Origin of the sequence: Saccharothrix syringae, from assembly GCF_009498035.1 — a bacterium.
Lineage (GTDB): Bacteria > Actinomycetota > Actinomycetes > Mycobacteriales > Pseudonocardiaceae > Actinosynnema > Actinosynnema syringae.
This window is the reverse complement of the sequence record NZ_CP034550.1, coordinates 8,408,426-8,430,701: the sequence shown is the minus strand read 5'-3', so window position 1 is coordinate 8,430,701 and position 22,276 is coordinate 8,408,426. Positions and strand designations below refer to the sequence as shown.

General features: G+C 74.4%; 21 protein-coding genes. 12 read left to right on the top strand and 9 right to left on the bottom strand.

The genetic code is table 11. From position 1 onward, the window contains the following. Positions 1 to 71: 71 nt before the first annotated feature. Positions 72 to 737, top strand: coding sequence for an alpha-lytic protease prodomain-containing protein (locus EKG83_RS34935; protein ID WP_051766119.1), 666 nt, complete (start codon positions 72 to 74; stop codon positions 735 to 737). A gap of 136 nt (positions 738 to 873) precedes the next feature. Here the strand turns inward: EKG83_RS34935 and EKG83_RS34930 are convergent, their stop codons facing one another. After that, entirely contained in the window at positions 874 to 2,910 is a 2,037-nt protein-coding gene (locus EKG83_RS34930; RefSeq protein ID WP_153278653.1) for an ATP-binding protein, read from the bottom strand. 132 nt (positions 2,911 to 3,042) lie between these two features. On the opposite strand from EKG83_RS34930, the gene EKG83_RS34925 reads away from it, so the two are divergent. Beyond that, on the top strand, positions 3,043 to 3,471 hold the full coding sequence (locus EKG83_RS34925) for a hypothetical protein (protein ID WP_033431885.1): 429 nt from the start codon (positions 3,043 to 3,045) through the stop codon (positions 3,469 to 3,471). Between the two features lie 292 nt (positions 3,472 to 3,763). Here the strand turns inward: EKG83_RS34925 and EKG83_RS34920 are convergent, their stop codons facing one another. Continuing rightward, positions 3,764 to 5,413, bottom strand: a complete 1,650-nt coding sequence (locus EKG83_RS34920; RefSeq protein WP_033431947.1) for a PucR family transcriptional regulator — start codon at positions 5,411 to 5,413, stop codon at positions 3,764 to 3,766. A gap of 106 nt (positions 5,414 to 5,519) precedes the next feature. On the opposite strand from EKG83_RS34920, the gene EKG83_RS34915 reads away from it, so the two are divergent. Together EKG83_RS34915 and EKG83_RS34910 are read left to right on the top strand one after the other, a co-directional pair. Further along, on the top strand, positions 5,520 to 6,794 hold the full coding sequence (locus tag EKG83_RS34915) for an aspartate aminotransferase family protein (RefSeq protein ID WP_033431884.1): 1,275 nt from the start codon (positions 5,520 to 5,522) through the stop codon (positions 6,792 to 6,794). Next, a complete protein-coding gene (locus tag EKG83_RS34910; protein WP_033431883.1) occupies positions 6,791 to 8,293 on the top strand; it encodes a CoA-acylating methylmalonate-semialdehyde dehydrogenase in 1,503 nt (500 codons plus the stop codon). Before EKG83_RS34915 ends, EKG83_RS34910 begins: the two co-directional genes overlap by 4 nt. Positions 8,294 to 8,338: 45 nt before the next feature. On the opposite strand, the gene EKG83_RS34905 is transcribed toward EKG83_RS34910, so the two are convergent. Beyond that, positions 8,339 to 10,399, bottom strand: a complete 2,061-nt coding sequence (locus EKG83_RS34905; protein WP_033431882.1) for an elongation factor G-like protein EF-G2 — start codon at positions 10,397 to 10,399, stop codon at positions 8,339 to 8,341. Positions 10,400 to 10,647: 248 nt separating this feature from the next. Between EKG83_RS34905 and pdxS the strand changes: the two genes are divergently transcribed. Then, complete coding sequence (pdxS, locus tag EKG83_RS34900) at positions 10,648 to 11,556, top strand: pyridoxal 5'-phosphate synthase lyase subunit PdxS (RefSeq protein WP_033431881.1); 909 nt, start codon at positions 10,648 to 10,650, stop codon at positions 11,554 to 11,556. 50 nt (positions 11,557 to 11,606) lie between these two features. Here pdxS and EKG83_RS34895 read toward each other — a convergent pair whose 3' ends face one another. Together EKG83_RS34895 and EKG83_RS34890 are read right to left on the bottom strand one after the other, a co-directional pair. Beyond that, on the bottom strand, positions 11,607 to 11,870 hold the full coding sequence (locus tag EKG83_RS34895; RefSeq protein WP_033431880.1) for a hypothetical protein: 264 nt from the start codon (positions 11,868 to 11,870) through the stop codon (positions 11,607 to 11,609). Positions 11,871 to 12,062: 192 nt separating this feature from the next. Further along, a complete protein-coding gene (locus EKG83_RS34890; RefSeq protein WP_033431879.1) occupies positions 12,063 to 12,620 on the bottom strand; it encodes a helix-turn-helix domain-containing protein in 558 nt (185 codons plus the stop codon). 57 nt (positions 12,621 to 12,677) lie between these two features. On the opposite strand from EKG83_RS34890, the gene EKG83_RS34885 reads away from it, so the two are divergent. Together EKG83_RS34885 and EKG83_RS34880 are read left to right on the top strand one after the other, a co-directional pair. Further along, a complete protein-coding gene (locus EKG83_RS34885) occupies positions 12,678 to 13,355 on the top strand; it encodes an AzlC family ABC transporter permease (protein ID WP_033431878.1) in 678 nt (225 codons plus the stop codon). Further along, positions 13,352 to 13,660, top strand: coding sequence for an AzlD domain-containing protein (locus EKG83_RS34880; protein ID WP_033431877.1), 309 nt, complete (start codon positions 13,352 to 13,354; stop codon positions 13,658 to 13,660). The genes EKG83_RS34885 and EKG83_RS34880 overlap by 4 nt, the downstream gene beginning before the upstream one ends. On the opposite strand, the gene EKG83_RS34875 is transcribed toward EKG83_RS34880, so the two are convergent. The 4 genes from EKG83_RS34875 to EKG83_RS34860 all read right to left on the bottom strand — a co-directional run bounded on the left by EKG83_RS34875 (position 13,657) and on the right by EKG83_RS34860 (position 17,152). Next, entirely contained in the window at positions 13,657 to 14,049 is a 393-nt protein-coding gene (locus EKG83_RS34875) for a DUF6292 family protein (RefSeq protein WP_228122330.1), read from the bottom strand. The genes EKG83_RS34880 and EKG83_RS34875 overlap by 4 nt on opposite strands. Next, a complete protein-coding gene (locus EKG83_RS34870; protein ID WP_456153895.1) occupies positions 14,046 to 15,905 on the bottom strand; it encodes an acyl-CoA dehydrogenase family protein in 1,860 nt (619 codons plus the stop codon). The genes EKG83_RS34875 and EKG83_RS34870 overlap by 4 nt, the downstream gene beginning before the upstream one ends. Before the next feature lie 44 nt (positions 15,906 to 15,949). Then, entirely contained in the window at positions 15,950 to 16,333 is a 384-nt protein-coding gene (locus EKG83_RS34865) for a winged helix-turn-helix transcriptional regulator (protein WP_322746614.1), read from the bottom strand. A 348-nt stretch (positions 16,334 to 16,681) separates the two neighbouring features. After that, positions 16,682 to 17,152 carry an Lrp/AsnC family transcriptional regulator gene (locus EKG83_RS34860; RefSeq protein WP_033431875.1) on the bottom strand — a complete coding sequence of 157 codons (471 nt, stop codon included), beginning with the start codon at positions 17,150 to 17,152 and terminating at the stop codon, positions 16,682 to 16,684. 74 nt (positions 17,153 to 17,226) lie between these two features. On the opposite strand from EKG83_RS34860, the gene EKG83_RS34855 reads away from it, so the two are divergent. The 5 genes from EKG83_RS34855 (at position 17,227) to EKG83_RS34835 (ending at position 22,152) form a co-directional block, all read left to right on the top strand. After that, entirely contained in the window at positions 17,227 to 18,450 is a 1,224-nt protein-coding gene (locus EKG83_RS34855; RefSeq protein WP_033431874.1) for a trans-sulfuration enzyme family protein, read from the top strand. A gap of 13 nt (positions 18,451 to 18,463) precedes the next feature. Beyond that, positions 18,464 to 19,873, top strand: a complete 1,410-nt coding sequence (locus EKG83_RS34850; protein WP_033431873.1) for an amino acid permease — start codon at positions 18,464 to 18,466, stop codon at positions 19,871 to 19,873. A 100-nt stretch (positions 19,874 to 19,973) separates the two neighbouring features. Continuing rightward, positions 19,974 to 20,579, top strand: a complete 606-nt coding sequence (gene pdxT / locus EKG83_RS34845) for a pyridoxal 5'-phosphate synthase glutaminase subunit PdxT (protein WP_033431872.1) — start codon at positions 19,974 to 19,976, stop codon at positions 20,577 to 20,579. An 18-nt stretch (positions 20,580 to 20,597) separates the two neighbouring features. After that, on the top strand, positions 20,598 to 21,347 hold the full coding sequence (locus EKG83_RS34840; RefSeq protein WP_033431871.1) for a YebC/PmpR family DNA-binding transcriptional regulator: 750 nt from the start codon (positions 20,598 to 20,600) through the stop codon (positions 21,345 to 21,347). Between the two features lie 298 nt (positions 21,348 to 21,645). Next, the gene (locus EKG83_RS34835; RefSeq protein WP_033431870.1) at positions 21,646 to 22,152 is read left to right on the top strand and encodes a DUF4262 domain-containing protein; all 507 of its coding nucleotides are present in this window, start codon (positions 21,646 to 21,648) and stop codon (positions 22,150 to 22,152) included. Positions 22,153 to 22,276: the final 124 nt, after the last annotated feature.

The window sequence follows — 22,276 nt, the reverse complement described above, 5'->3', positions numbered from 1 at the left end:
GGTATTACCCGGTTCGCGGCGGCGCATTTACTTTTCACGGGGAATCCCCGCACTCCTCCGAGGAGAACCCCATGTCCACTGCCGCGAGGGCGCTCGTCGCGGCGCCGCCGGCGGCCGGCACCCGGCGCGACCTCGGCCTGGACGCCAACGCCGCGTCGGTGCCCGGCTGGTACGTCGACCTGCCCACCGACACCGTCGTGGTCGAGTCGCACCCCTCGCAGCTCGCCGCCGCGCGGGCGTCCGCCGCCTCCTCGGGCGCCCGCGCGGCGGCGGTCCGGTACGCCACCACGACCGAGGCCCCGCGCCCGCTGATCGACGTGATCGGCGGCAACGCCCACAACACCGGCAGCGGCACGCGCTGCTCGGTCGGCTTCCCGGTCGACGGCGGCTTCGCCACCGCGGGCCACTGCGGCACGACCGGCGCGTCGACGTCCGACCCGAGCGGCTCGTTCCGGGGTTCCTCGTTCCCGGGCAACACCCCGCGCGGCCTGGTGAACGACCACTCCGGGTCGACCACCGGGTGGCACCGCGACTCGGAGACCACCCACCGCGGTTCCCCGGCCGCCGGCGGGCAGGCGCTCCGGCCGAACGGCGGCGCGCGGGTCGACGTGGCCGAGGGCGACAGCCCGTCGGCGAGCGAGACGGTGACCTGCAACGGCACCGCGGGGTACTACCGCTACCGGGTGCACGCGTCCAGCGGCTCCGGCGGCTACGCGCTCGGGGTGACGAACCCCTAGTCCCGGGGGAAGCCGCCGCGGGTCCGTGCCGCCAGTCTCCCCGGCACGGGCCCGTGGCGGCCCACGAACCGCCTGAGGGGGCGGGTGGCCCCGCGGTTCCCCGTTTCGGCGGACGGGTGGACCGCGGGGCCTTTTCTCACACCCGGTCCCGCCACCTCGCGGCCTCGGGGTGGTTGATCAGCGCGAACAGCTCGGACGCCGCCTGCCACGCGTAGCGGGCCCGGTCGAGGTCGCCCAGGCCGGACCACGCCTCGCCGACGCGGGCCGTCGTGTGCGCCTCGGACCAGCGGTCGCCGAACTCGCGGTAGCACGCCAGGGCCTCCGCGAAGCGCGCGAGCGCCCCGGTGTGGTCGCCCGAGTGCAGGCTCGCCCGGCCCAGCGCCTCGGTGGCATCGGCCAGGCTGATCCGGTCGTCCGCACCCGCGAGGGCGTCCACCGCGCGGGTGAGGTGTTCACGCGCCTCGGCCGGCTCGCCCGAGGCCACGAGCGCCCGGCCCAGTTGGACGAGCGCGCTGGTCCGCCGGAGCCGGTTGCCGCCTTGAGCGCTGAGCGCCACGGCGGTGCGCGCGTGGTCCAGCGCCTCGGCCGGCGCTCCTCGCCGCTCGTGGGCCAGGCTGAGCGCTTCGTGCGTGTGCGCCAGGTCCACGGGGAGCGCCAGCGCCCGCTCCAGCACCTCGACCGCCTCGCCGTAGCGACCGCTGAGGGTGAACACCCGGCCGAGCACGCGCAGCACCAGCGCCTCGGCCCCCGGCCCGGCCGCGGCGGCCAGCGCCTGCCGCTGGGTCGCCTCCCAGTCCTGCCAGCGCCCGCTGCGACCCAGGTAGGACGACATGCTCCAGGCGAGCCGCCACACGTGGCCTGCGCACCCCGTGCGCTCGGCGAGGGACAGCGCGGCGAGCAGGTTCGCGTGCTCGGTGGTGAACCAGTCCCACGCCGAGGGGAGGTCGGTGACCGGCACGGTGACCGCGCCCCCGGCCGGCGGTCCCGGGGCGATCGGGTCGCGGTGCGGGTAGAGCTGCCGCTCCCCGGCGAAGCTCGTGCGCAGGTAGTGGTCGAGCAGCCGCAGGACGGCCGCGTGCCGCGCCCCGGCCGGTTCCTCCGCCTCGGCCCGCCCGGCGGCGTACTCGCGCAGCAGGTCGTGGAACCGGTAGCGGCCCCTGGCGTGGTCTTCGAGCAGCGAGGCCCCGGTCAGCTCGCGCAGCAGGCGCCGGGTGTCCGGGAGCGGCGCCCCGAGCAGGCTCGCCGCGGCGGGCAGGCCGAAGTCCGGGCCGGGGTGCAGGCCGAGCAGGCGGAACAGCCGGGCCGCGGGCGGGGACAGCACGCGGTAGGACCAGCCGAAGATCGTGGGCAGGTCGGTGCGCTCGCCGTCGCCCGTGGACAGCTCCGACAGCTCCGCCAGCTCGGTGACCACCTCGACCAGGTCCGCGTGCCGCGCGTCCACGGCCCTGGTGCCGGCGATGGCCAGGGCGATGGGCAGCCGCGCGCAGCGCTCGACCAGCTCGTCCACCGCCCGCCGCTCCGCCGCCACCCGCGCCGGGCCGAGGTGGGCCGACAGCAGGTCGCGCGACTCCGCCGCGGACAGCGGCCCCAGGGAGCAGCGGCCCGCCTGCTCGCGCGCCACCAGGCCGCTGAGCCGGTTGCGGCTGGTGACCACGACCGCGCAGGTGGCGCTGCCGGGCAGCAGCGGGCGCACCTGCTCGGGGTCGCGCGCGTTGTCCAGCAGCACCAGCACCCGCCTGCCCTCCACGTGGCTGCGGTAGAGGGCCGCCTGCGCGTCGGGGTCGGTGGGGACCTCCTGCGCCGGGACGGCGAACGCGTCGAGGAAGCCGCGGACCGCGGTGGCCGGGTCGACCGGGCCGAGCGGGTCGAACCCGCGCAGGTCCGCGTACAGCACGCCGTCGGGGAAGCGGTCGGCCACCGAGCGCGCCCAGGTCACCGCGAGGGTGGTCTTGCCGACGCCCGCGGTGCCGGTGACCACCGTGATCGGCGCGGCGCCGAGCCGGGCGGTCAGCAGGGCCAGTTCGTCGGCGCGCCCCACGAAGTGCGGCACGGCGGGCGGGAGCCGGCCGACGGGCCGCGCCGGTGGACCGGACAGGTGCACGCCGCCGTTGATCGTGCCGGCCTGGACCACGTGCCCGTGCACCGGGCCCGTGGTGTTGCGTAAGTCGTCCACAGGGCCATTCTGACCCGATCGGGTGGCGGCAACACGGAGCGTCAGTCACCTGATCGTGCACCTGTGGAGCGGTTTGGCGGCGGCCGATGCAGTAGGGGTCAGTTGATGGTCCCCGACCAGGTTAGGAACACCGTGTCTGGAAACCGCACGCGCGGACTCCTGCGTGCCGCCGCCCTGCTCGCCGCCGGCGCCTCGCCGCTCCTCGCGTCCGCCGCCAACGCCGCCGAGGCCCCCACCGACCTGGTGGACGGCGTCGGCTACTCGCCCGAGGTCGGCGAGCAGGTCGTCACGCCCCGCACCGACCTGCTCTCCGGGCACTCGCTCCAGCTGCCGGCGCCCGCCGCCGCCTCGATGCCGGAGACCAAGGCGCCGCAGGTCGCGGCACCCGCCGGGGTCGGCCTGCCGGAGCTGGCCGCGCCGGGCGCGCTGCCGGCCGTGCCCGCCGCGCCGGCCGCGCCCCAGGAACGGGCGCTGACGCCGGGCCTGGCCGCCCCCGAGGCGCCGGCCCTGCCGGTGCCGGGTCTCACCGACCTGCCGCTGCAGGCGCCGACGCTGCCCTAGTTCGCCGCCGGGCGCGGGGCGAGCTGTGGGTCCCGCTGGTTCGGTGGTGGAGTTCGGGTTCGCCGCCGGGGGCGGGGCAGGCTGTGGGTCCTGCTGGTCTGGTGGTGGAGTTCGAGTTCGCCGCCGGGGGCGGGGCAGGCTGTGGGTCCTGCTGGTTCGGTGGTGGGGTTCCGGTTCGCTGCCGGGGGCGGGGCAGGCTGTGGGTCCTGCTGGTCCGGTGGTGGAGTTCCGGTTCGCCGGGAGCGGGGCAGGCTGAGGGCCCCGCCGGTCCGGTCGTGCAGTCGCGGAAGGTCTAGTCCGCCGCCGAGGGCGGGCGGGGCAGCTGAGGGTCCCGCCCGCCCGCCTGGTGCACCAGCAGCGCGACGTACAGCGACAGCACCGACTCCGGGTCCTCCAAGGACACCCCGAGCACCTGCTCGATCCGGGCCAACTGCTGGTAGTACGCGGTCCGCGAGAGGTGCGCGGCGGCGGCCGCGGCGGACTTGTTGCCGCCGTGCTCGCAGTAGCACCGCAGCAGCTCCACCAGGCGGCTGCCCTGGTTGTCGTCCCGCGCCAGCAGCGGCCCGAGTTCCCGGTCCGCGAACGCCCGCACCCGCTCGTCCTCCCGCAGCAGGTGCAGCAGCCCGCGCAGGCGCACGTCGTCCAGCCGGTGGTACAGCCGGGAACCCGGCGACCGCAACGCCGCACCGGCGACGTGCGCCGCCTCGCCCAATGATCGCCGCACGTCGGCCAGGCCGGTCACGGTCGTGCCGACGGCCACCACCACCGGCAGCGCGTGCTGCGTGCCCGCCGCCGTCCGGTGCACCTCCCGCGCCAACCGCCGCAGCACACCGGTCAGCCCGGCCTGCGGCGGCAACGAGAGCAACGCCCGCACGCTCGTGTCGTCGACCACGCCGACCAGTGCGGGCACCGTCACCCGCCGAGCCGCCAGCGCCGTCGCCTCGGCGAGGTCCCGCAGCACCTCCTGGGTGGCCAGGGCCTGCGCGGGCGCGGTCGCCGCGCCCGGCCGGATCGCCACGCCGACCAGCTGCCGCCGGTCCAGGGGCACGCCCAGCGCGGCGGCCCGGGCCGGCAGGTCCGCCGGCGGCTGCCCGAGCAACTGGGTCAGCAGCGTCCGGTGGGTCTGCCGCTCCAGCGACTCCCGGTCCCGCGCCACCAGCCGGTGCACGGCCAGCGCCGACGCCGCCCGCTCGGCCACCACCACGTGCCGGTGCGGCGGCGCCTCGGGCGTGACCAGCACCAGCCTGCCCCAGTCGGCGCCCCGCGCGCCCACCACGGTCACCAGCCACCCGGACGCCTCGTGGTAGGCGGTCCGCTCGGCCACCGCGACCGCCCGCGACCGCTGCCCCCAGTCGGCCAGCAGCGCGGTCGGGTCCTGCCCGGCCGCGTCGTAGGCCAGCACGTCGTGCCCCAGCGTCTCCAGCACCACCGGCAGCCCGGAGGTCCGCGCCACCTCCCGCAGCACCTCGGCGGGCTCGGCACCGGCCACGGTCAGCGCGGTGAACGCCTCGTGCACCTGCTCGGCCGCGCGCAGCTCGGCCAGCTGCGCGTCCACGATCAGCGCCACCACGGCCTCGGTCACCGACACGAACCGGGTCTCCCGGGACAGCGTGACCAGCGGCAGCTCGTGCCGCTCGGCGGCGGCCACCAGCGCGCCCGGCACCTCGTCGCTCCACCGCCGCACCAGCTCCACCACCAGCCCGGCCGCGCCCACCGCCGCCAGCTCGGCCACGTACCCGGCCAGCCCCTCCGGGTCCTCGGGCAGCGCGATGCCGGTGGTCAGCACCAGCTCGCCGCCGCGCAGCAGGTGCGCGATGTCGGCCACCTCGGCCGCGTGCACCCAGCGCACCCGCCGCCCCATCCCGGCCGCGCCCGCGACCACGGTGGGCCCGCCCCGGCGGACCACGGGCAGGGCGAGCGCCTCGGCGACGGTCGGGTACACGGACACAACGTAATCCGGCGTGCCGAAAAGCGGTACAGGTTGTCCATGGCGGCCCCACGGCCCGCCCAGCAGACTCCATGGGCAGGACCGAGGACCGGAGGACGCCATGGGACACGAGGAGCTGCTGGCCCGGCACCGCGCGGTGATGCCCGACTGGATGGCCCTGTACTACGACCGGCCGATCGAGATCGCGAGCGCGAGCGGCAGGCGCGTCACCGACGGCGAGGGCCGCACCTACCTCGACTTCTTCGCCGGCATCCTGACCAACGCGATCGGCTACGACGTGGCCGAGATCTCCGACGCGATCCGGTCGCAGCTCGCCACCGGCGTGGTGCACAGCTCCACCCTCTACCTGATCCGCTCGCAGGTGGAGCTGGCCGAGAAGGTCGCGGAGCTGTCGGGCATCCCGGACGCCAAGGTGTTCTTCACCAACTCGGGCACCGAGGCCAACGAGACCGCGCTCATGCTGGCCACCCGGTACCGCCGCAGCGACCAGGTGCTGGCGCTGCGCAACTCCTACCACGGCCGCGCGTTCGCCACCGTCGCGATCACCGGCAACCGGGCCTGGTCGGCGTCCTCGCTGAGCCCGGTCAAGGTCGCCTGGGTGCACGGCGGCTACCGGTACCGCAGCCCGTTCAAGGACCTCCCCGACGCCGACTACGTCAAGGCGTGCGTGGCCGACCTGCGCGAGGTGATCGCCACGGCGACCGCCGGCGACGTGGCGTGCCTGGTGGTCGAGCCGATCCAGGGCGTCGGCGGGTTCTCCTCGCCGCCGGACGGCCTGTTCGCCGCGTTCAAGGAGGTCCTGGACGAGTACGGCATCCTGTTGGTCTCCGACGAGGTGCAGACCGGCTGGGGCCGCACCGGCGAGCACTTCTGGGGCATCCAGGCGCACGGCGTCACCCCGGACGCGATGACCTTCGCCAAGGGCCTGGGCAACGGCCTGGCCATCGGCGGCGTGGTGGCGCGCGGCGAGGTGATGGACTGCCTGGACGCGCACTCGCTGTCCACCTTCGGCGGCAACCCGCTGGCCACCACCGGCGCCCTGGCCACCCTGGACTACCTGCTGGACAACGACTTGCAGGCCAACGCGGCCAAGCTCGGCGACCGGCTGATCGGCGGGCTGCGGCGCATCGCCGAGGACCGGCCGGCAGTGGGCGACGTGCGCGGCAAGGGGCTGATGGTCGGGGTCGAGCTGGTGGGCCCGCAGGGCGAGCCGGACGCCGCGAAGGCCGTCGCGGTGCTGGAGGGCGCGCGGGAACGCGGCCTGCTGGTGGGCAAGGGCGGGTTGTACGGCAACGTCATCCGGCTCGCGCCGCCCATGACGGTGACCGAGGACGAGGTGGAAGAGGCGTTGGACACCCTGGAGGCCGTGCTGTGACCGCCGAGCAGAGGATCACCCACTGGATCGGCGGTAAGCCGTGGGACCGGGAGGGCGCGCGCACCGGCGACGTGCACGACCCGGCGACCGGGCGGGTGGCCGCGCGCGTCGACCTCGCCGACGCCGCCGTGGTGGACGAGGCGGTGGCCGTGGCGCGCGAGGCGTTCACCCGGTGGCGGGGCGCGTCGCTGGCCCAGCGCGCGAACGTGGTCTTCGCCTTCCGGGAGCTGCTCAACGCCCGCAAGGACGAGCTGGCCGCGATCGTCACCGCCGAGCACGGCAAGGTGCTGTCCGACGCGGCCGGCGAGGTGCAGCGCGCGCTGGAGGCCGTGGAGTTCGCGTGCGGCATCCCCCACCTGCTCAAGGGCGGGTTCAGCGAGAACGCCTCCACCAACGTCGACGTGTACTCGATCCGGCAGCCGCTGGGCGTGGTCGGGGTGGTCTCGCCGTTCAACTTCCCCGCCATGGTGCCGCTGTGGTTCGTGCCCAACGCCATCGCGTGCGGCAACGCGGTGGTGCTCAAGCCGTCGGAGAAGGACCCGTCGGCGGCCAACTTCATCGCCGCGCTGTTCGCCGAGGCCGGGTTGCCCGACGGCGTGCTCAACGTGGTGCACGGCGACAAGCCGGCCGTGGACCGGCTGCTGGAGCACCCCGACGTCAAGGCGGTCTCGTTCGTCGGCTCCACGCCGGTCGCGCGGTACGTCTACGAGACCGGCACGCGGCACGGCAAGCGCGTGCAGGCGCTGGGCGGCGCGAAGAACCACATGGTGGTGCTGCCGGACGCGGACCTGGACCTGGCGGCGGACGCGGCGGTGTCGGCCGGGTTCGGCTCGGCGGGGGAGCGGTGCATGGCGATCTCGGTCGTGGTGGCCGTGGACCCGGTCGGCGACGAGCTGGTGGCCAAGATCGTGGACCGGGTGCGGGGGCTGCACGTCGGCGACGGCCGCCGGCCCGGCTGCGAGATGGGCCCGCTGGTGACCGGCGCGCACCGGGACCGCGTGCTGTCCTACGTGGACGCGGGGGTGGCCGAGGGCGCGACGCTGGTGGTGGACGGGCGGGAGCACCCGGTCGACGGCGAGGAGGGCGGGTTCTGGCTCGGGCCGACGCTGTTCGACCACGTCGGCACGGGCACGTCGGTCTACCGGGACGAGATCTTCGGGCCGGTGCTGTCGGTGCTGCGGGTCGCGTCCTACGACGAGGCGCTGGAGGTCGTCAACGCCAACCCCTACGGCAACGGCACGGCGATCTTCACCGGTGACGGCGGCGCGGCGCGGCGGTTCCAGCACGAGGTGGAGGTGGGCATGGTGGGCGTGAACGTGCCCATCCCGGTGCCGGTGTCCTACTACTCGTTCGGCGGGTGGAAGGACTCGCTGTTCGGCGACTCGCACGCCTACGGGCCGGACGGCGTGCACTTCTACACCCGCACCAAGGTGGTCACCGGCCGGTGGCCCGACCCCTCGCACGGCGGCGTGAACCTCGGTTTCCCGCGCAACACGTGAGCGCGCGCGGGCGGGTCACCCCGGTGGCCCGCCCGCGCGCCGGGGTCACTTCGCCTGGGCGACCAGGTTCTGCGGCAGCGGGTCGTACCGGCTGAACCGGCGGGTGTAGGTGCCCGTGCCCGAGGTGAGCGAGCGCAGCTCGACGGCGTAGCGCAGCAGCTCGGTGGCGGGCACCTCGGCGCGCACGACCGTGCAGCCGCTGCCGTCCGCCTCCGTGCCCAGCACCCGCCCGCGGCGGCCGGACAGGTCGCCCAGCACGGTGCCCAGGTGCTCGTCGGGCAGCCGCACGGAGATCTCCTCCACGGGTTCGAGCAGGCACGTCCTGCCGTTGCCCGCGGCGTCCTTGAGGGCCAGGGAGCCGGCGGTCTGGAACGCGGCGTCGGAGGAGTCGACGGAGTGGGCCTTGCCGTCGACGAGGGTGACCCGGACGTCGACCACCGGGTGGCCGCCCTGGAGACCGCGCTCCAACTGCGCCCGCACGCCCTTCTCCACGCTCGGGATGAACTGGTTGGGGATCGCGCCGCCCACGATCCGGTCCACGAACTCGAAGCCCGAGCCGCGCGGCAGCGGTTCGACCTCGATGTCGCACACCGCGTACTGGCCGTGCCCGCCGGACTGCTTGACGTGCCGCCCGTGGCCCTTGGCCGGCGCGGCGAACGTCTCGCGCAGCGCCACCCGGACCGGCTCGGTGTCGACCTCCGCGCCGCCCGCGCGCAACCGCGCCAGCACCACGTCGGCGTGCGCCTCGCCCATGCACCACAGCACGAGCTGGTGGGTCTCGGCGTTGCGCTCCAGGCGCAGCGTGGGGTCGCCCGCCACGAGCTTGCCGAGGTTGCGGGCCAGGTTGTCCTCGTCGCTGCGGCTGCGCGGCACGATGGCCACCGGCAGCAGCGGTTCCGGCATCCGCCAGGGCGCCACCAGCAGCGGCTTCTCCGGCGCGGACACCGTGTCCCCGGTCTCGGCGGAGCCGAGCTTGGTCAGCGCGCACAGGTCGCCCGCCACGCAGTAGGGCACCTCGCGCAGGTTCGCGCCCAGCGGCGAGTAGACGTGCGCCACCCGCTCGTCGGCGTCGTGGTCCTCGTGGCCCCGGTCGGCCATGCCGTGGCCGGACACGTGCACCGGGCGCTCGGGGCGCAGGGTGCCGGAGAACACGCGCACCAGCGAGACCCGGCCGACGTAGGAGTCGACGGCGGTGCGCACGACCTCGGCGACCAGCGGGCCGTCCGGGTCGGCGGCCAGGCGCGGGTGCGGGATGCCGTCCACGTCGGTGACCTCGGGCAGCGGGTGCTCCAGGGGCGAGGGGAAGGCGCGGGTGATGCCGTCGAGCAGCTCGGGCAGGCCGAGGCCGGTCATCGAGCACACCGGCAGCACCGGGTGGAACGAGCCGCGCGCCACGGCGGTCTCCAGGTCGGCGACCAGCGTGGCCTGGTCGACCTCCTCGCCGGCGAGGTAGCGGTCCATCAGGGTCTCGTCCTCGCTCTCCGCGATGATCCCCTCGATGAGCGCGTTGCGCCGCTCCTCGTGCGCGGGGTCGTCGGTGGTGAGCAGGTTGACCAGGCCGTCGCCGTCGTCGGGCAGGTAGAGCGGCACGACGCCCGCGCCGAACGCGGCCTGGCAGGCGGCGACCTCGGCGAGCACGTCGGCCCGCTGGTGGTCGCACCGGGCGATCACCACGGCGCGCGGCATGTTGACGGCCGCGCACTCCTCCCACAGCGCGACCGTGGTGGCGTCCACGCCCTCCGCCGCGCTGACCACGAACAGCGCCGCGTCGGCGGCGCGCAGCCCGGCGCGCAGCTCGCCCACGAAGTCGGCGTAGCCGGGGGTGTCGATGAAGTTGATCTTCATGTCGCCGTGCCGGACCGGGGCGACGGAGAGGCCGACCGACCTCTGCTGGCGGACCGCCGCCGGGTCGTGGTCGCAGATCGTGTTGCCCTCGACCACGGAGCCCGCTCGGGTCAGGACGCCGGTGCGGGCGAGCAGGGCCTCGGTGAGCGTCGTCTTGCCGGAGCCGGACGGGCCGACCAGCACGACGTTGCGGACCTTGGCCGGGTCGTCCACAGCGACCGCGCCTGCCGAGTGGCCGTTGTCGGACTGCTTGGAACCCATGGGACCACCCTCCACAAGTGATTAGTGTTCGATCTCACACCCGCCGGGCGTGCAGGACAACCCCAAGCGGTCACACCCAACCCGGCAGGAGGAATCCGCCCGGTTCGGCTTGCCGGGACGTGGCGTGCGCCACCACCTGGGCGGGGACGCGAAGTGGACTGCCGAGAACGTGTCGAATTGGCCTGCTTCGGCGGTCCACGTCCGCCTTACCATGGGTGACGTCCCACTTCGAGTTGGAAAGGTTGGCCGTGACCACTTCACCCGACACCGGCGCCCAGGTCACCGGTACTTCCCGCGTCAAGCGGGGCATGGCGGAGATGCTCAAGGGCGGCGTGATCATGGACGTGGTCACCCCGGAGCAGGCCAAGATCGCCGAGGACGCGGGCGCCGTGGCCGTCATGGCGCTGGAGCGCGTGCCCGCCGACATCCGCGCGCAGGGCGGCGTGTCCCGGATGAGCGACCCGGACATGATCGACGGCATCATCAACGCGGTGTCCATCCCGGTGATGGCCAAGGCCCGCATCGGCCACTTCGTCGAGGCCCAGGTGCTCCAGTCGCTGGGCGTCGACTACATCGACGAGTCCGAGGTGCTGACCCCGGCCGACTACGCCAACCACATCGACAAGTGGCAGTTCACCGTGCCCTTCGTGTGCGGCGCGACGAACCTGGGCGAGGCGCTGCGGCGGATCACCGAGGGCGCGGCGATGATCCGGTCCAAGGGCGAGGCCGGCACCGGTGACGTCTCCAACGCCACCACGCACATGCGCAAGATCCGCGCGGAGATCCGGCGGCTGCAGAACCTGCCGGCCGACGAGCTGTACGTGGCGGCGAAGGAGCTGCAGGCGCCGTACGAGCTGGTGCGGGAGGTCGCGGAGGCCGGGAAGCTGCCGGTCGTGCTGTTCACCGCCGGTGGCATCGCCACCCCGGCCGACGCGGCGATGATGATGCAGCTCGGTGCGGAGGGCGTGTTCGTCGGGTCGGGGATCTTCAAGTCCGGGAACCCGGCGCAGCGGGCCGAGGCGATCGTGAAGGCGACCACCTTCTACGACGACCCCGACGTGATCGCCAAGGTGTCGCGCGGGCTGGGTGAGGCGATGGTCGGCATCAACGTCGACGAGATCCCGCAGCCGCACCGGTTGGCCGAGCGGGGCTGGTAAGGGGTTTCGCCTGGTGGCCGCCGGGGTTCCGGCGGCCGCCTTCCGCGTGTTCAGGGTCCTGGGTGGGCTTCGGCGCGGCATGCGTGCAGCGCCACCAACGTGCTCGGGGCCGACGGGTCGCGGAAGCCGTTGAGGTCGATCAGCGGGTCCGTCGTGGTCAGGCCGCTGGCGAACTGCACCAGCCTGTGCTCGACCTGGCTGCGCGAGCTGAAGACCTCGTCGTCTTCTTCGCGAACCTCGCGGACAACCCGCTGGAGCTCTTCGCCGTCGATGCTCCGGGTGCGGTTGACGGCGCTCGCCACCCACTCCCGCATCGTCGGCCGTTCTACCGCCCCGGTGAGCACGTCGGGTGGGCAGAGGCCGGTGGCGTGCTTGTCGCATCCACTTCCGCTGCTTGACGTGTCGACGACCTCGCCGGGGCGCGGTGGAGGCGCATCTCGCGCTGGATCTCGCACCCACCCCCATCGGCTTCGGTCCTGTCCGGCTGAATCGCTCGAACGTGCGTGCTAAACGTGCTCGGAGACCAGCAGTACCGCGGTCCCCGCCTCCAACGCCTGCGCCATGTGCGGCTGGTCGCCCGGGTACATCAGGTAGTCCCCCGGGCCCAGCTCCACCGGATCGGCCCGCAACCCCGCCAGCACCCGCCCGGTGCTGACCACCACGTGCTCCACGGTCCCCGCCATGTGGGGCGCGGACTCGCGGGCCGGGCCCGGTTCGAGGTTCAGCACGTAGATGTCGCGCCGCGCGCCCGGCGGGCAGGACGACAGCAGGGTGGCCGTGTAGTGCGCCCGTTCCGAGTAGATCGCCGGGCCCTCGCCCGCGCGGATCACCTTGACCCGGGGCGCGGGCGGGTCGACCAGGCGCGCGAACGGCACCCCCAGCGCCACGCCCAGCGCCCACAGCGTCTCCACGCTGGGGTTCCCGCTCGCCGACTCCAGTTGCGACAGCGTCGACTTCGCGATGCCGGCCCGCTTGGCGAGTTCGCTGATCGAGAGGCCCACCCGCTCGCGCTCGCGCCGCAGGGAGGCGGCGATGACGTCCAGCGGCGCACCTGTGTTCGACATAACGGTCCCATCGTTCGGCTTGACGAACGGTCTAGACAATGTTCATCGTAGAAGACGATGCGTTCGACATGGCGAACCCCAGATCCCGCGCTGCTGCGCGACGTCACCGCGGTGGCCGCCGGTGCGGCGGTCAGCGGTGCCTCCTTCGGCGCGATCTCCACCGCCGCCGGCCTGCCGTGGTGGCTGCCGGTGGTGATGTCGCTGCTCGTCTTCGCCGGCGGCTCGCAGTTCATGGCCGTCGGGGTCGTCGCCGCCGGTGGCAGCCCGGCCGCGGCCGTGCTGGCGGGGCTCGTGCTCAACGCCCGGCACCTGCCGTTCGGGCTGGCGGTCGGCCACGTGCTCGGGCCGGGCCTCGCGCGGCGGCTCGTGGGCAGCCACCTGCTCACCGACGAGTCGACCGCGTTCGCGCTGGCTCAGCCGGACCCCGAGCGGGCCCGCGCCGCCTTCTGGTCCTGCGGCGTCGCGCTCTTCGGCGCGTGGAACGCGGCGGTGCTCGTGGGCGCGCTGGTCGGGCGGAACGTCGGCGACCCCGGCGCCCTCGGGCTGGACGCGGCGTTCCCCGCGGCCCTCGTGGCGCTGCTGCTGCCCGCGTTGAAGGACCGGGTGACGCGGGACGCGGCGCTGCTCGGCGCGGTCGTCGCGCTGGCCGCCACGCCGGTGCTGCCGGCGGGCGTGCCCGTGCTGCTCGCCCTGGTCGGGCTGGTGGCCACCGCGCGCCGGGGGGTGCGGGCGTGACGCTGACGGCCGTCCTCCTGCTCGCCGCGGGCACCTTCGCGCTCCGCCTGGCCGGGCCGCTGCTGCGCGACCGGGTCACGCTGTCCGAGCGGGTCCGGGAGCTGATGTCGACCGCGGCCACCGTCATGCTGTTCGCGCTGGTGGCCGTGTCGGCGTTCACCGAGGGGCGGGGGTTCGCCGGGCCGGCCCTGCCGGTGGGCGTGCTGGTGGGCGCGGTCGCGGCGTGGCGGCGGGCGCCGTTCGCGGTGGTCGTGGTGCTGGCCGCCGGCGCCACGGCGCTGCTGCGGCTCGCCGGCGTGGACTAGAGGTAGGCCGACAGCCGCTCCACCAGCAGGCGCCGGTCCTCGGCCACGGTCAGCTCCGGCCGACCCGGCCCGCCCGCCCGCACGTCCGCCACGAACCGCGCCACCTCCGCCGGCCGCGGCACCAGGGGCGGGCCCAGGTGGGCCACGGTCACCGGCTGCTCGCCCGGGTCGGTCTCCACCGCCACCGACCAGCCGTGCTCGCTGCTCCACACCAGCATCAGGTCCCGGCCGGCGCCCTCGGCGAGCGCGAGGTAGGCCGTGGTGGTGTCGGACACCTCGAACTCCGTGCCCTCGGGCGGTACGCCGACCTCCGCGGCCACGGCCCGCACGTACCCGGCCAGGGCCGTGGCCAGCACCCCCGCGTCGTCCTCGGGCAGCACCTCCCTCACCCCGCGATCGGCGCGGCGAGCCAGGGCTCGGGGATGCCGAACGCGTCCACCAGGTCCCGCGCGTGCGGCCGCAGCTGCCCGCACAGCTCGTTGACCGCCTGCGACACCGCCTTGGCCCGCTGCGGCGTCAACCGGCCGTGCTCCAGGAACCAGGCCCGGTCCGCCTCGATGACGCTCAGCGCGTACAGGTCGCACACCTTGCCCAGCAGCGCGGTCACCTCCGGGTCCGTGCCGCGCTCCAACGCCGCCACGAACGCCTCCAGCACCACCCGGTCCACGTGGGCGCGCGCCGCGTGCAGCACGTGGTCCTGCGCGGCGTTGAACACGTCGAACGCGTTCTCCGGCGACGCCCGCCGCAGCCGCCGCGCCAGGCCCTCCAGCACGTGCCGCTCGCGGTCCTCGAACTGCCGCACCTGCCAGCCCCGGTCCAGCAGCGCGTCGGAGCTGCCCGACACGAGCCGGTCGATCAGCGCCCGCGCGGCCGTCCGCTCGATCACCACGCCCACCGCCTGGTCGGCCACGAACCGCGCCATGCCCCACGGGTCCAGGTCGCCGACGTGGTCGCGGTAGCTGGTCAGCAGCCCCTTCGCGACGAGCTGGAGCAGCACCGTGTTGTCGCCCTCGAACGTGGTGAACACGTCCGTGTCGGCCTTCAGGCCCGCGATGAGGTTCTCCGCCAGGTACCCGGCGCCGCCGCACGCCTCGCGGCACGCCTGGATGGTGTGCGTGGCGTGCCAGGTGGCCACCGCCTTCAACCCGGCGGCGCGCGACTCCAGCTCCCGCTGCCCCCGGTCGTCGGACACGTCGTGCAGCGCCGACACCAGCTCCTCCTGCGCGAAGTGCAGCGCGTAGGTCTGCGCGAGCGCGGGCAGCAGCCGCCGCTGGTGGGCCAGGTAGTCCAGCACCACCACCTCCGCGCCGGTGTCGGGGCGGGTGAACTGCCGGCGCCGGTCGCCGTACCGGATCGCGATGGCCAGGGCCTTCTTCGTCGCGCTGCCGGCGCCGCCCGCCACGCTGATCCGGCCGCGCACCAGCGTGCCCAGCATGGTGAAGAACCGCCTGCCGCGGCCCTCGACGGGACTGGAGTAGGTGCCGTCCGGCGCCACGTCGCCGTACCGGTTGAGCAGCGCCGAGCGCGGCACCCGCACGTGGTCGAAGGTCAGCCGCCCGTTGTCCACGCCGTTCAGCCCGGCCTTGGGCCCGCAGTCCTCGATGGTCACGCCGGGCATCGCCGCGCCGGACCCGTCGCGGATCGGCACCACCAGGGCGTGCACGCCGTGCTCCTCGCCTCCCGTGACGAGCTGCGCGAACACCACGGCCAGCCGCCCGTCGCGGGCCGCGTTGCCGATGTAGTCCTTGCGCGCCGCCGCATCGGGCGTGTGCACGACGAACTCCTGCGCGGCGGGGTCGTAGGTGGCGGTGGTGCGCAGGTGCTGCACGTCCGAGCCGTGCCCGGTCTCGGTCATGGCGAAGCAGCCGGGCAGGTCCAGGCCCATGATGCCGGGCAGGTAGCGGGCGTGGTGCTCCTCGGTGCCCAGCGCCTGCACCGCGCCGCCGAACAGGCCCCACTGCACGCCGGCCTTGACCATCAGCGACAGGTCGCCGAAGCCCAGCACCTCGAACGCCACCACCGAGCCGCCCACGTCGCCCTTGCCGCCGTACTCGGTGGGGAAGCCGATCAGCGGGTGGCCGCCGGCGGCCAGCGCGTGCAGCTGCTCCAGGACCCACGCGCGGTACTCCTCGCGGGGCAGGTCGTGCACCGGTGCCAGCTTGCCGAGCAGGTCCAGGGAGTCGCGGCGCAGCTCCGCCCAACGGCCGTCCAGCAGCTCCCGCAGCGCTTCAGTCCGCATAACCATTGCTAACACACGTTCACCGGTGCCACCGGGCGGGAGGGTGGTGGTCACGGTGTCGGCTCGATCACCACGCCCTCCCGGTCGGCCCGCCGCCGACCCCGGTCGTGGAGGACCTGGAGGGCGGGTGCCAGCTCCCGGCCCTCCCCGGTGAGCCGGTAGGTCACCGCGGGCGGCACCTCGTCGGTGGCGGTGCGCTCGACCAATCCGGCCGCCTCCAGTTCGCGCAACCTGGTCGTCAGCACCTTCTCGGTGATGCCGGGCACCCGCCGGCGCAGCTCGCCGTAGCGGTGCGGCGCCTCCTTGAGGCGGGCCAGCACCACCACGGCCCACTTGGTGCCGATGACGTCCACCGCCAGGCGGTCCACCTGGCGGCGGCCCCGGAGTGCCGGGACTTCGAACTGAGCCGGTGCCCGGAAGAGCCGGAGTCGCACGTCCTCCGCATCACCTGGACCTCCGCGCGCGACCGCCTGGCGGGGGCCGCGCTTCCCGCCGTTCTTCGCCGAGGTGCGGGAGTTCGTGCCGGGTATCGAGGAGATGCGGCACTACGAGCCGGTTGACCTCGGCGAGGCGGTGCCCAGCCCGTACTCGTGGGCGGGTGGCGCGGCGGCGTTCGAGGCGTTCTACCGGCACGTCGCCGAGGGCGACCTGCTGGCGCCGCTGTTCGAGGGCGTGGACCCGGTCGACCCGCTGTGCCGGGTGGCTGCTGTGCCGGTCGGCCCACTGTGCCGGTCGGCCGTCGCGCGGGGCCTGCCGCCCTCCGGGAGCGGAGAGGCGCGAACTCAACCGCCCGCCGTGCCCTCCACCGGCACCCCGTGCTTCCGCACGTGCTGGAACAGCAGGTTCGTGCGCACCTCGCTGACCTCGCGGCGCGTGGTGAACCGGTCCAGCACCAGCCGCTGGAGGTGGGCCGTGTCGGCGACCGCCACGTGCACCAGGAAGTCCTCCGGCCCGGCCACGTGCGACACCGCCAGCACCTCCGGCAGCGACAGCGCGTACGCCATGAACGGCTCGACGACCGCCCTGGTGTGCGGCCGCACCCGCACCGCGACGACCGCCTGCACCGACCGCCCGACCGCCGCCAGGTCCACCTCCGCGTGGTACCCGGTGATCACCCCGCGCTCGCGCAGCGACCGGTGCCGCACCACGCACGTGGACGGCGCCACGTTCACCCGCGCCGCCAGGTCCTTGTTGGGCAGCCGAGCGTCCTTCTGCAGCTCCCGCACGATGGCCGCGTCCACCGAATCCAGCACAACGAACCCCCTTGTCCGCCGAACGGCCTGCGGAAGTGTGCCCGTCGCACCGACGTCGAGTCCACGATCCGCCCATGAAGCGGTTGCGAACGACGGCGGTGCACGGTGGGCGCGACGACCTCGCCGACCTGGGCGTGCACGCCCCTCCCCTCGACCTGTCCACCACCTACCCGGTGCCCGACCAGGCCGCGGGCGGCCGGGCGCTCCAGGACCTCGCGGAGGGCGCCGCGCACGCGTCCTCGCCGGTCTACGCCCGGCTGCACAACCCCACCACCGCGCGGTTCGAGCGGGCCCTGGCCGCGCTGGAGGGCACGGCCGCGGCGGTCGCGTTCGGCAGCGGCATGGCGGCGGTGACGGCGGTGGTGCAGGCGGCGTGCGCGCTCGCCGGCAAGCCGCACGTGGTGGCGGTGCGCCCGCTCTACGGCGGCACCGACCACCTGCTGTCCAACGGCCTGCTGGGCGTGCGCACCACCTACGCCGCCGCCGACCGGGTCGCCGACGCGGTCACCCCGGGCACCGGGCTGGTGGTGGTCGAGACGCCCGCCAACCCCAACCTGGACCTGCTGGACATCGCGTCGATCGTCCGGCAGGCCGGGGGCGCACCGGTCGTGGTGGACAACACCTTCGCCACGCCCGTGCTCCAGAACCCGGCCGCGCTCGGCGCGACCTACGTGCTGCACTCGGCCACCAAGTACCTCGGCGGGCACGGCGACGTGCTCGGCGGCGTGGTGGCCTGCGACGAGGCGCACGCGGGCCCGTTGCGGCAGGTCAGGGCGCTGACCGGGGCGGTGCTGCACCCGCTGGGCGGCTACCTGCTGCACCGCGGCCTGGCCACGCTGCCGCTGCGCGTGGAGGCGGCCCAGCGCACGGCGGTGGAGCTGGCGCGGCGGCTGGCCGCGCACCCCGGCACCGGGCTCGTGCGGCACCCGAGCCTGCCCGGCGCCGACCCGGCCGGCCTGGTCGGCACCCAGTTGCGCGGGCCCGGCGCCGTGCTGGCGTTCACCACGCGCGAGGACCCCGCGGCCGTGGTCGGGCGGCTGGGGCTGGTCACGCCCGCGGTCAGCCTCGGCTCGGTCGACACCCTGGTCGAGCACCCGGCCGCGCTGACCCACCGGCTGGTGCCCGGCGCCGAGCGGGAGGCGTCCGGCGTGCCCGCGAACCTGCTGCGGCTCAGCGTGGGCCTGGAGGACGTCGAAGACCTCTGGGAGGACCTGGACCAGGCACTTTCCGGTCCTTGTGAGCGCAATTACATCAAGCCTTCCTCAAGCGGTCCCGGGAAGTTGGTCCAGACCGGATAGCGTCCCGGCCGCCATGGACGACCAGGGAACCACCGCCGACGGCTACCGCGAGGCGCTGACCAAGCGCCAGGTGCAGATGATCGCCATCGGCGGCGCGATCGGAGTGGGGCTCTTCCTCGGCGCGGGCGGCAGGCTCGCCCAGGCGGGCCCCGCCCTGGTCCTGTCCTACGCGCTGTGCGGCGTGGCCGCGTTCTTCGTCATGCGCGCCCTGGGCGAGCTGGTCCTGCACCGGCCGACGGCGGGCAGCTTCGTCGAGTACGCCCGCGAGTTCATCGGACCGTGGGCCGGGTTCACCTCCGGCTGGATGTACTGGCTGAACTGGGCGATGACCGGCATCGCCGAGATCACCGCGGTCGCCATCTACGTGCACCGGTGGCTGCCCGACCTGCCGCAGTGGGTCACCGCGCTGGTCGCCCTGGGCGTGCTGGTCGCGGTGAACCTGCTGTCGGTGAAGCTGTTCGGCGAGCTGGAGTTCTGGTTCAGCGTGGTCAAGGTGACCGCCCTGGTGGTCTTCCTGTTCACCGGCGTGGCGCTGGTCGTCGGCGGCGCGGACGTCGGCGGGCAGCAGGCCGGCGCGCACAACCTCGTCGGCTCCGGCGGCCTGTTCCCCGCCGGCGTCGGCATCGCCCTGATGACGCTCCAGGCCGTCATCTTCGCCTACTCCGCCATCGAGATGGTCGGCATCGCGGCGGGGGAGACCGCCAACCCGCGCCAGGTGCTGCCCAAGGCCATCAACGGCGTGGTCTACCGCATCGGCGTGTTCTACGTCGGCTCGGTGCTGCTGCTGGCGATGCTGCTGCCCTGGCACGCCTACAGCGGCGCGGAGAGCCCGTTCGTCACCGTGTTCTCCGCGCTCGGCGTGCCGGCCGTGGGCGACGTGATGAACGCGGTCGTGCTCACCGCCGCGCTGTCATCGTGCAACTCGGGCCTGTACTCCACCGGCCGCATCCTGCGGTCGCTGGCGCGGCACGGCGAGGCGCCCGCGTTCACCGGGCGGCTCAACGCCCGGCACGTGCCGGCGGGCGGCATCCTGCTGACCTCGGTCGCCTACCTGTTCGGGGTGGTCCTGAACTACCTCGTGCCCAAGGAGGCGTTCGACATCGCGATCGCGGTGGCCTCCCTGGGCGTGGTCACCACCTGGGCCACGCTCATCGCCTGCCAGCTCCGGCTGCGGCGCGCGGCGCTGCGCGGCGAGGTCGAGCGGCCCGCCTACCGGATGCCCGGCGCCCCCTACACCGGGTACGCGACCCTGGCCTTCCTCGCCCTGGTCATCGTGCTGATGGCGTTCGCCGGGACGGCCGAGCGCATCGCCTTCTGGTCCACCCCGCTGCTCGCCGCCGCGCTGTTCGCCGGCTGGCGAGTCGTCCGAGCCCGTCGCCCGGCCGCCCACCAGGCGGGCGGGCGGGTCGCGGCGCCCGACTAGCGCGCCGCGGGAAGACCGGCCGGGTCGGGCGGGTGCCACGAGCACGCGCCCGACCCGGTCACCTACCCTGGTGGGACCTGATCGAGGAGGAAGCCCAACCGTGTCCGTCGTCGGTGTCCTCGCCCTCCAGGGCGACGTCCGTGAGCACCTGGTGGCGCTGGCCGAGGCCGACGCCCTGGCGCGGCCCATCCGCAGGCCCGAGGAGCTGGCCGAGGTCGACGGCGTGGTGCTGCCCGGCGGCGAGTCGACGACCATCAGCCGCCTGCTGGAGGCGTTCGACCTGCTCGAACCGCTGCGCGCCCGGATCAAGGAGGGCATGCCGGCCTACGGCTCGTGCGCGGGCATGATCCTGCTCGCCGACCGGGTGCTCGACGGCCGGCCCGACCAGCACCAGCTCGGCGGGCTCGACATCGTGGTCCGGCGCAACGCGTTCGGCAGGCAGGTCGACTCCTTCGAGGCCGAGCTGGACTTCACCGACGTGGGTGACGTGCACGCGGTGTTCATCCGCGCGCCGTGGGTCGAGTCGACCGGCGAGGGCGTGGAGGTGCTGGCCCGGGTCCCCGAAACCGAGGACGCGGGCGAGGCCGCCGGTAGGATCGTCGCGGTTCGGCAGGGGCACGTGCTCGCCACCTCGTTCCACCCGGAACTGACCGGCGACGGGCGCGTGCACCGCCTATTCGTGGACATGGTCCGTGCCGCGGGCTGAGGGACAGACGGAGGAGAAATGAGCGGCCACTCCAAGTGGGCGACCACCAAGCACAAGAAGGCCGCACTCGACGCCAAGCGCGGCAAGCTCTTCGCGCGCCTGATCAAGAACATCGAGGTCGCGGCCCGCGGCGGCGGCGGTGACCCCGACGGCAACCCGACGCTGTACGACGCCATCCAGAAGGCGCGCAAGAACTCCGTGCCGCTGGACAACATCGAGCGCGCGCGCAAGCGCGGTGCCGGCGAGGAGGCGGGCGGCTCCGACTGGCAGACCATCATGTACGAGGGCTACGGCCCCAACGGCGTGGCGGTGCTGATCGAGTGCCTGACCGACAACCGCAACCGGGCCGCGTCGGAGGTCCGCACCGCCATGACCCGCAACGGCGGCTCGATGGCCGACCCGGGCTCGGTGGCCTACATGTTCGGCCGCAAGGGCGTGGTGATCCTGCCCAAGGGCGAGCTGACCGAGGACGACGTGCTCATGGCCGTGCTGGACGCGGGCGCGGAGGAGGTCAACGACCTGGGCGAGAGCTACGAGGTCGTGTGCGAGGCGACCGACCTGGTGGCCGTGCGCAAGGCGCTCCAGGACGCCGGCTACGACTACGAGTCGGCGGACGCGAACTTCCTGCCGTCGGTGTCGGTGCAGCTCGACGCGGAGGGCGCGCGGAAGATCTTCAAGCTGATCGACGCGCTGGAGGACTGCGACGACGTGCAGAACGTCTACGCGAACTTCGACGTGTCCGACGAGGTCATGGCCGAGGTCGGCTGACCGGTCCCGCTTCGCGGGCCGCGGCCCCGCCCGGGTTCGGGTGGGGCCGCGGTCGTGTGCGGGGTGCGGTCGTGCGCGAGTGCGGGTGCGGGTTCGGGTGGGGCCGCGGCTGTGTGCGGGGTGCGGTCGTGCGCGGGTTCGGGTGGGCCGCGGTCGTGCCCGGGTGCGGTCTTGCGCGGGGGCGGGTGCGGGTGTGGCGCGTGCGCGCGTGCGCGCGGTCGCGGGTGTGAGGGCGGTCTCGCGCGGCGGCCTCGCGGTCTCACACGGGGGTGACGGGAGCGCCGGTCACAATGGCCCGGTGTCGTCTCCCTCCCCCCAGGACCTGAAGCTGCGCGACTGGCTGCTGGAGCAGTCCGAGCTGCACGGGCACGCGGTGGTCACCGTGCCCGAGGACGCCGAGGGCGCCGGGTACGCGTTCTCCGTGGGCGCCTGGCGCCGGTTCGGGGTGGCCGAGGCCGTGGTGCTCGGCCTGCCGCCCGAGCAGGCCCAGGTGCTCATCCGGGCCTACGTCGACCGCGCCCGGCGCGGTGAGCGGTTCGTCCCCGGCAGGCTCTACTGGGACTTCTTCGACGGCGTCCCGATCACCTTCGAGCGCGTGTTCAAGGGCTTCTACCCGGAGTTCTTCGGCAGCGCGTTCCTGCTCTACGGCAAGGGCGACTTCGCCGCCGTGCAGATCATCGTGCCCACGGCCCAGGGCCGGTTCCCGTGGCACCACGACGCGCCGATGGGCTTCGGCGACTGGCAGCTGCTGCTGACCGAGAGCGGTCGGCCCGAGAGCTGGGAGCCGGGCGTCAACGGTCCGTGACCGGATCGACGCACGGAGTTCGCCGACTGGTCGGGCGTTCGCGGCGGTTCGCCGGCACCCTGGGTGTGCGCAGACCACCTCCCGGTGCGGACGTCGATCACCTCGGCTGGTCCGTCCGGCACCC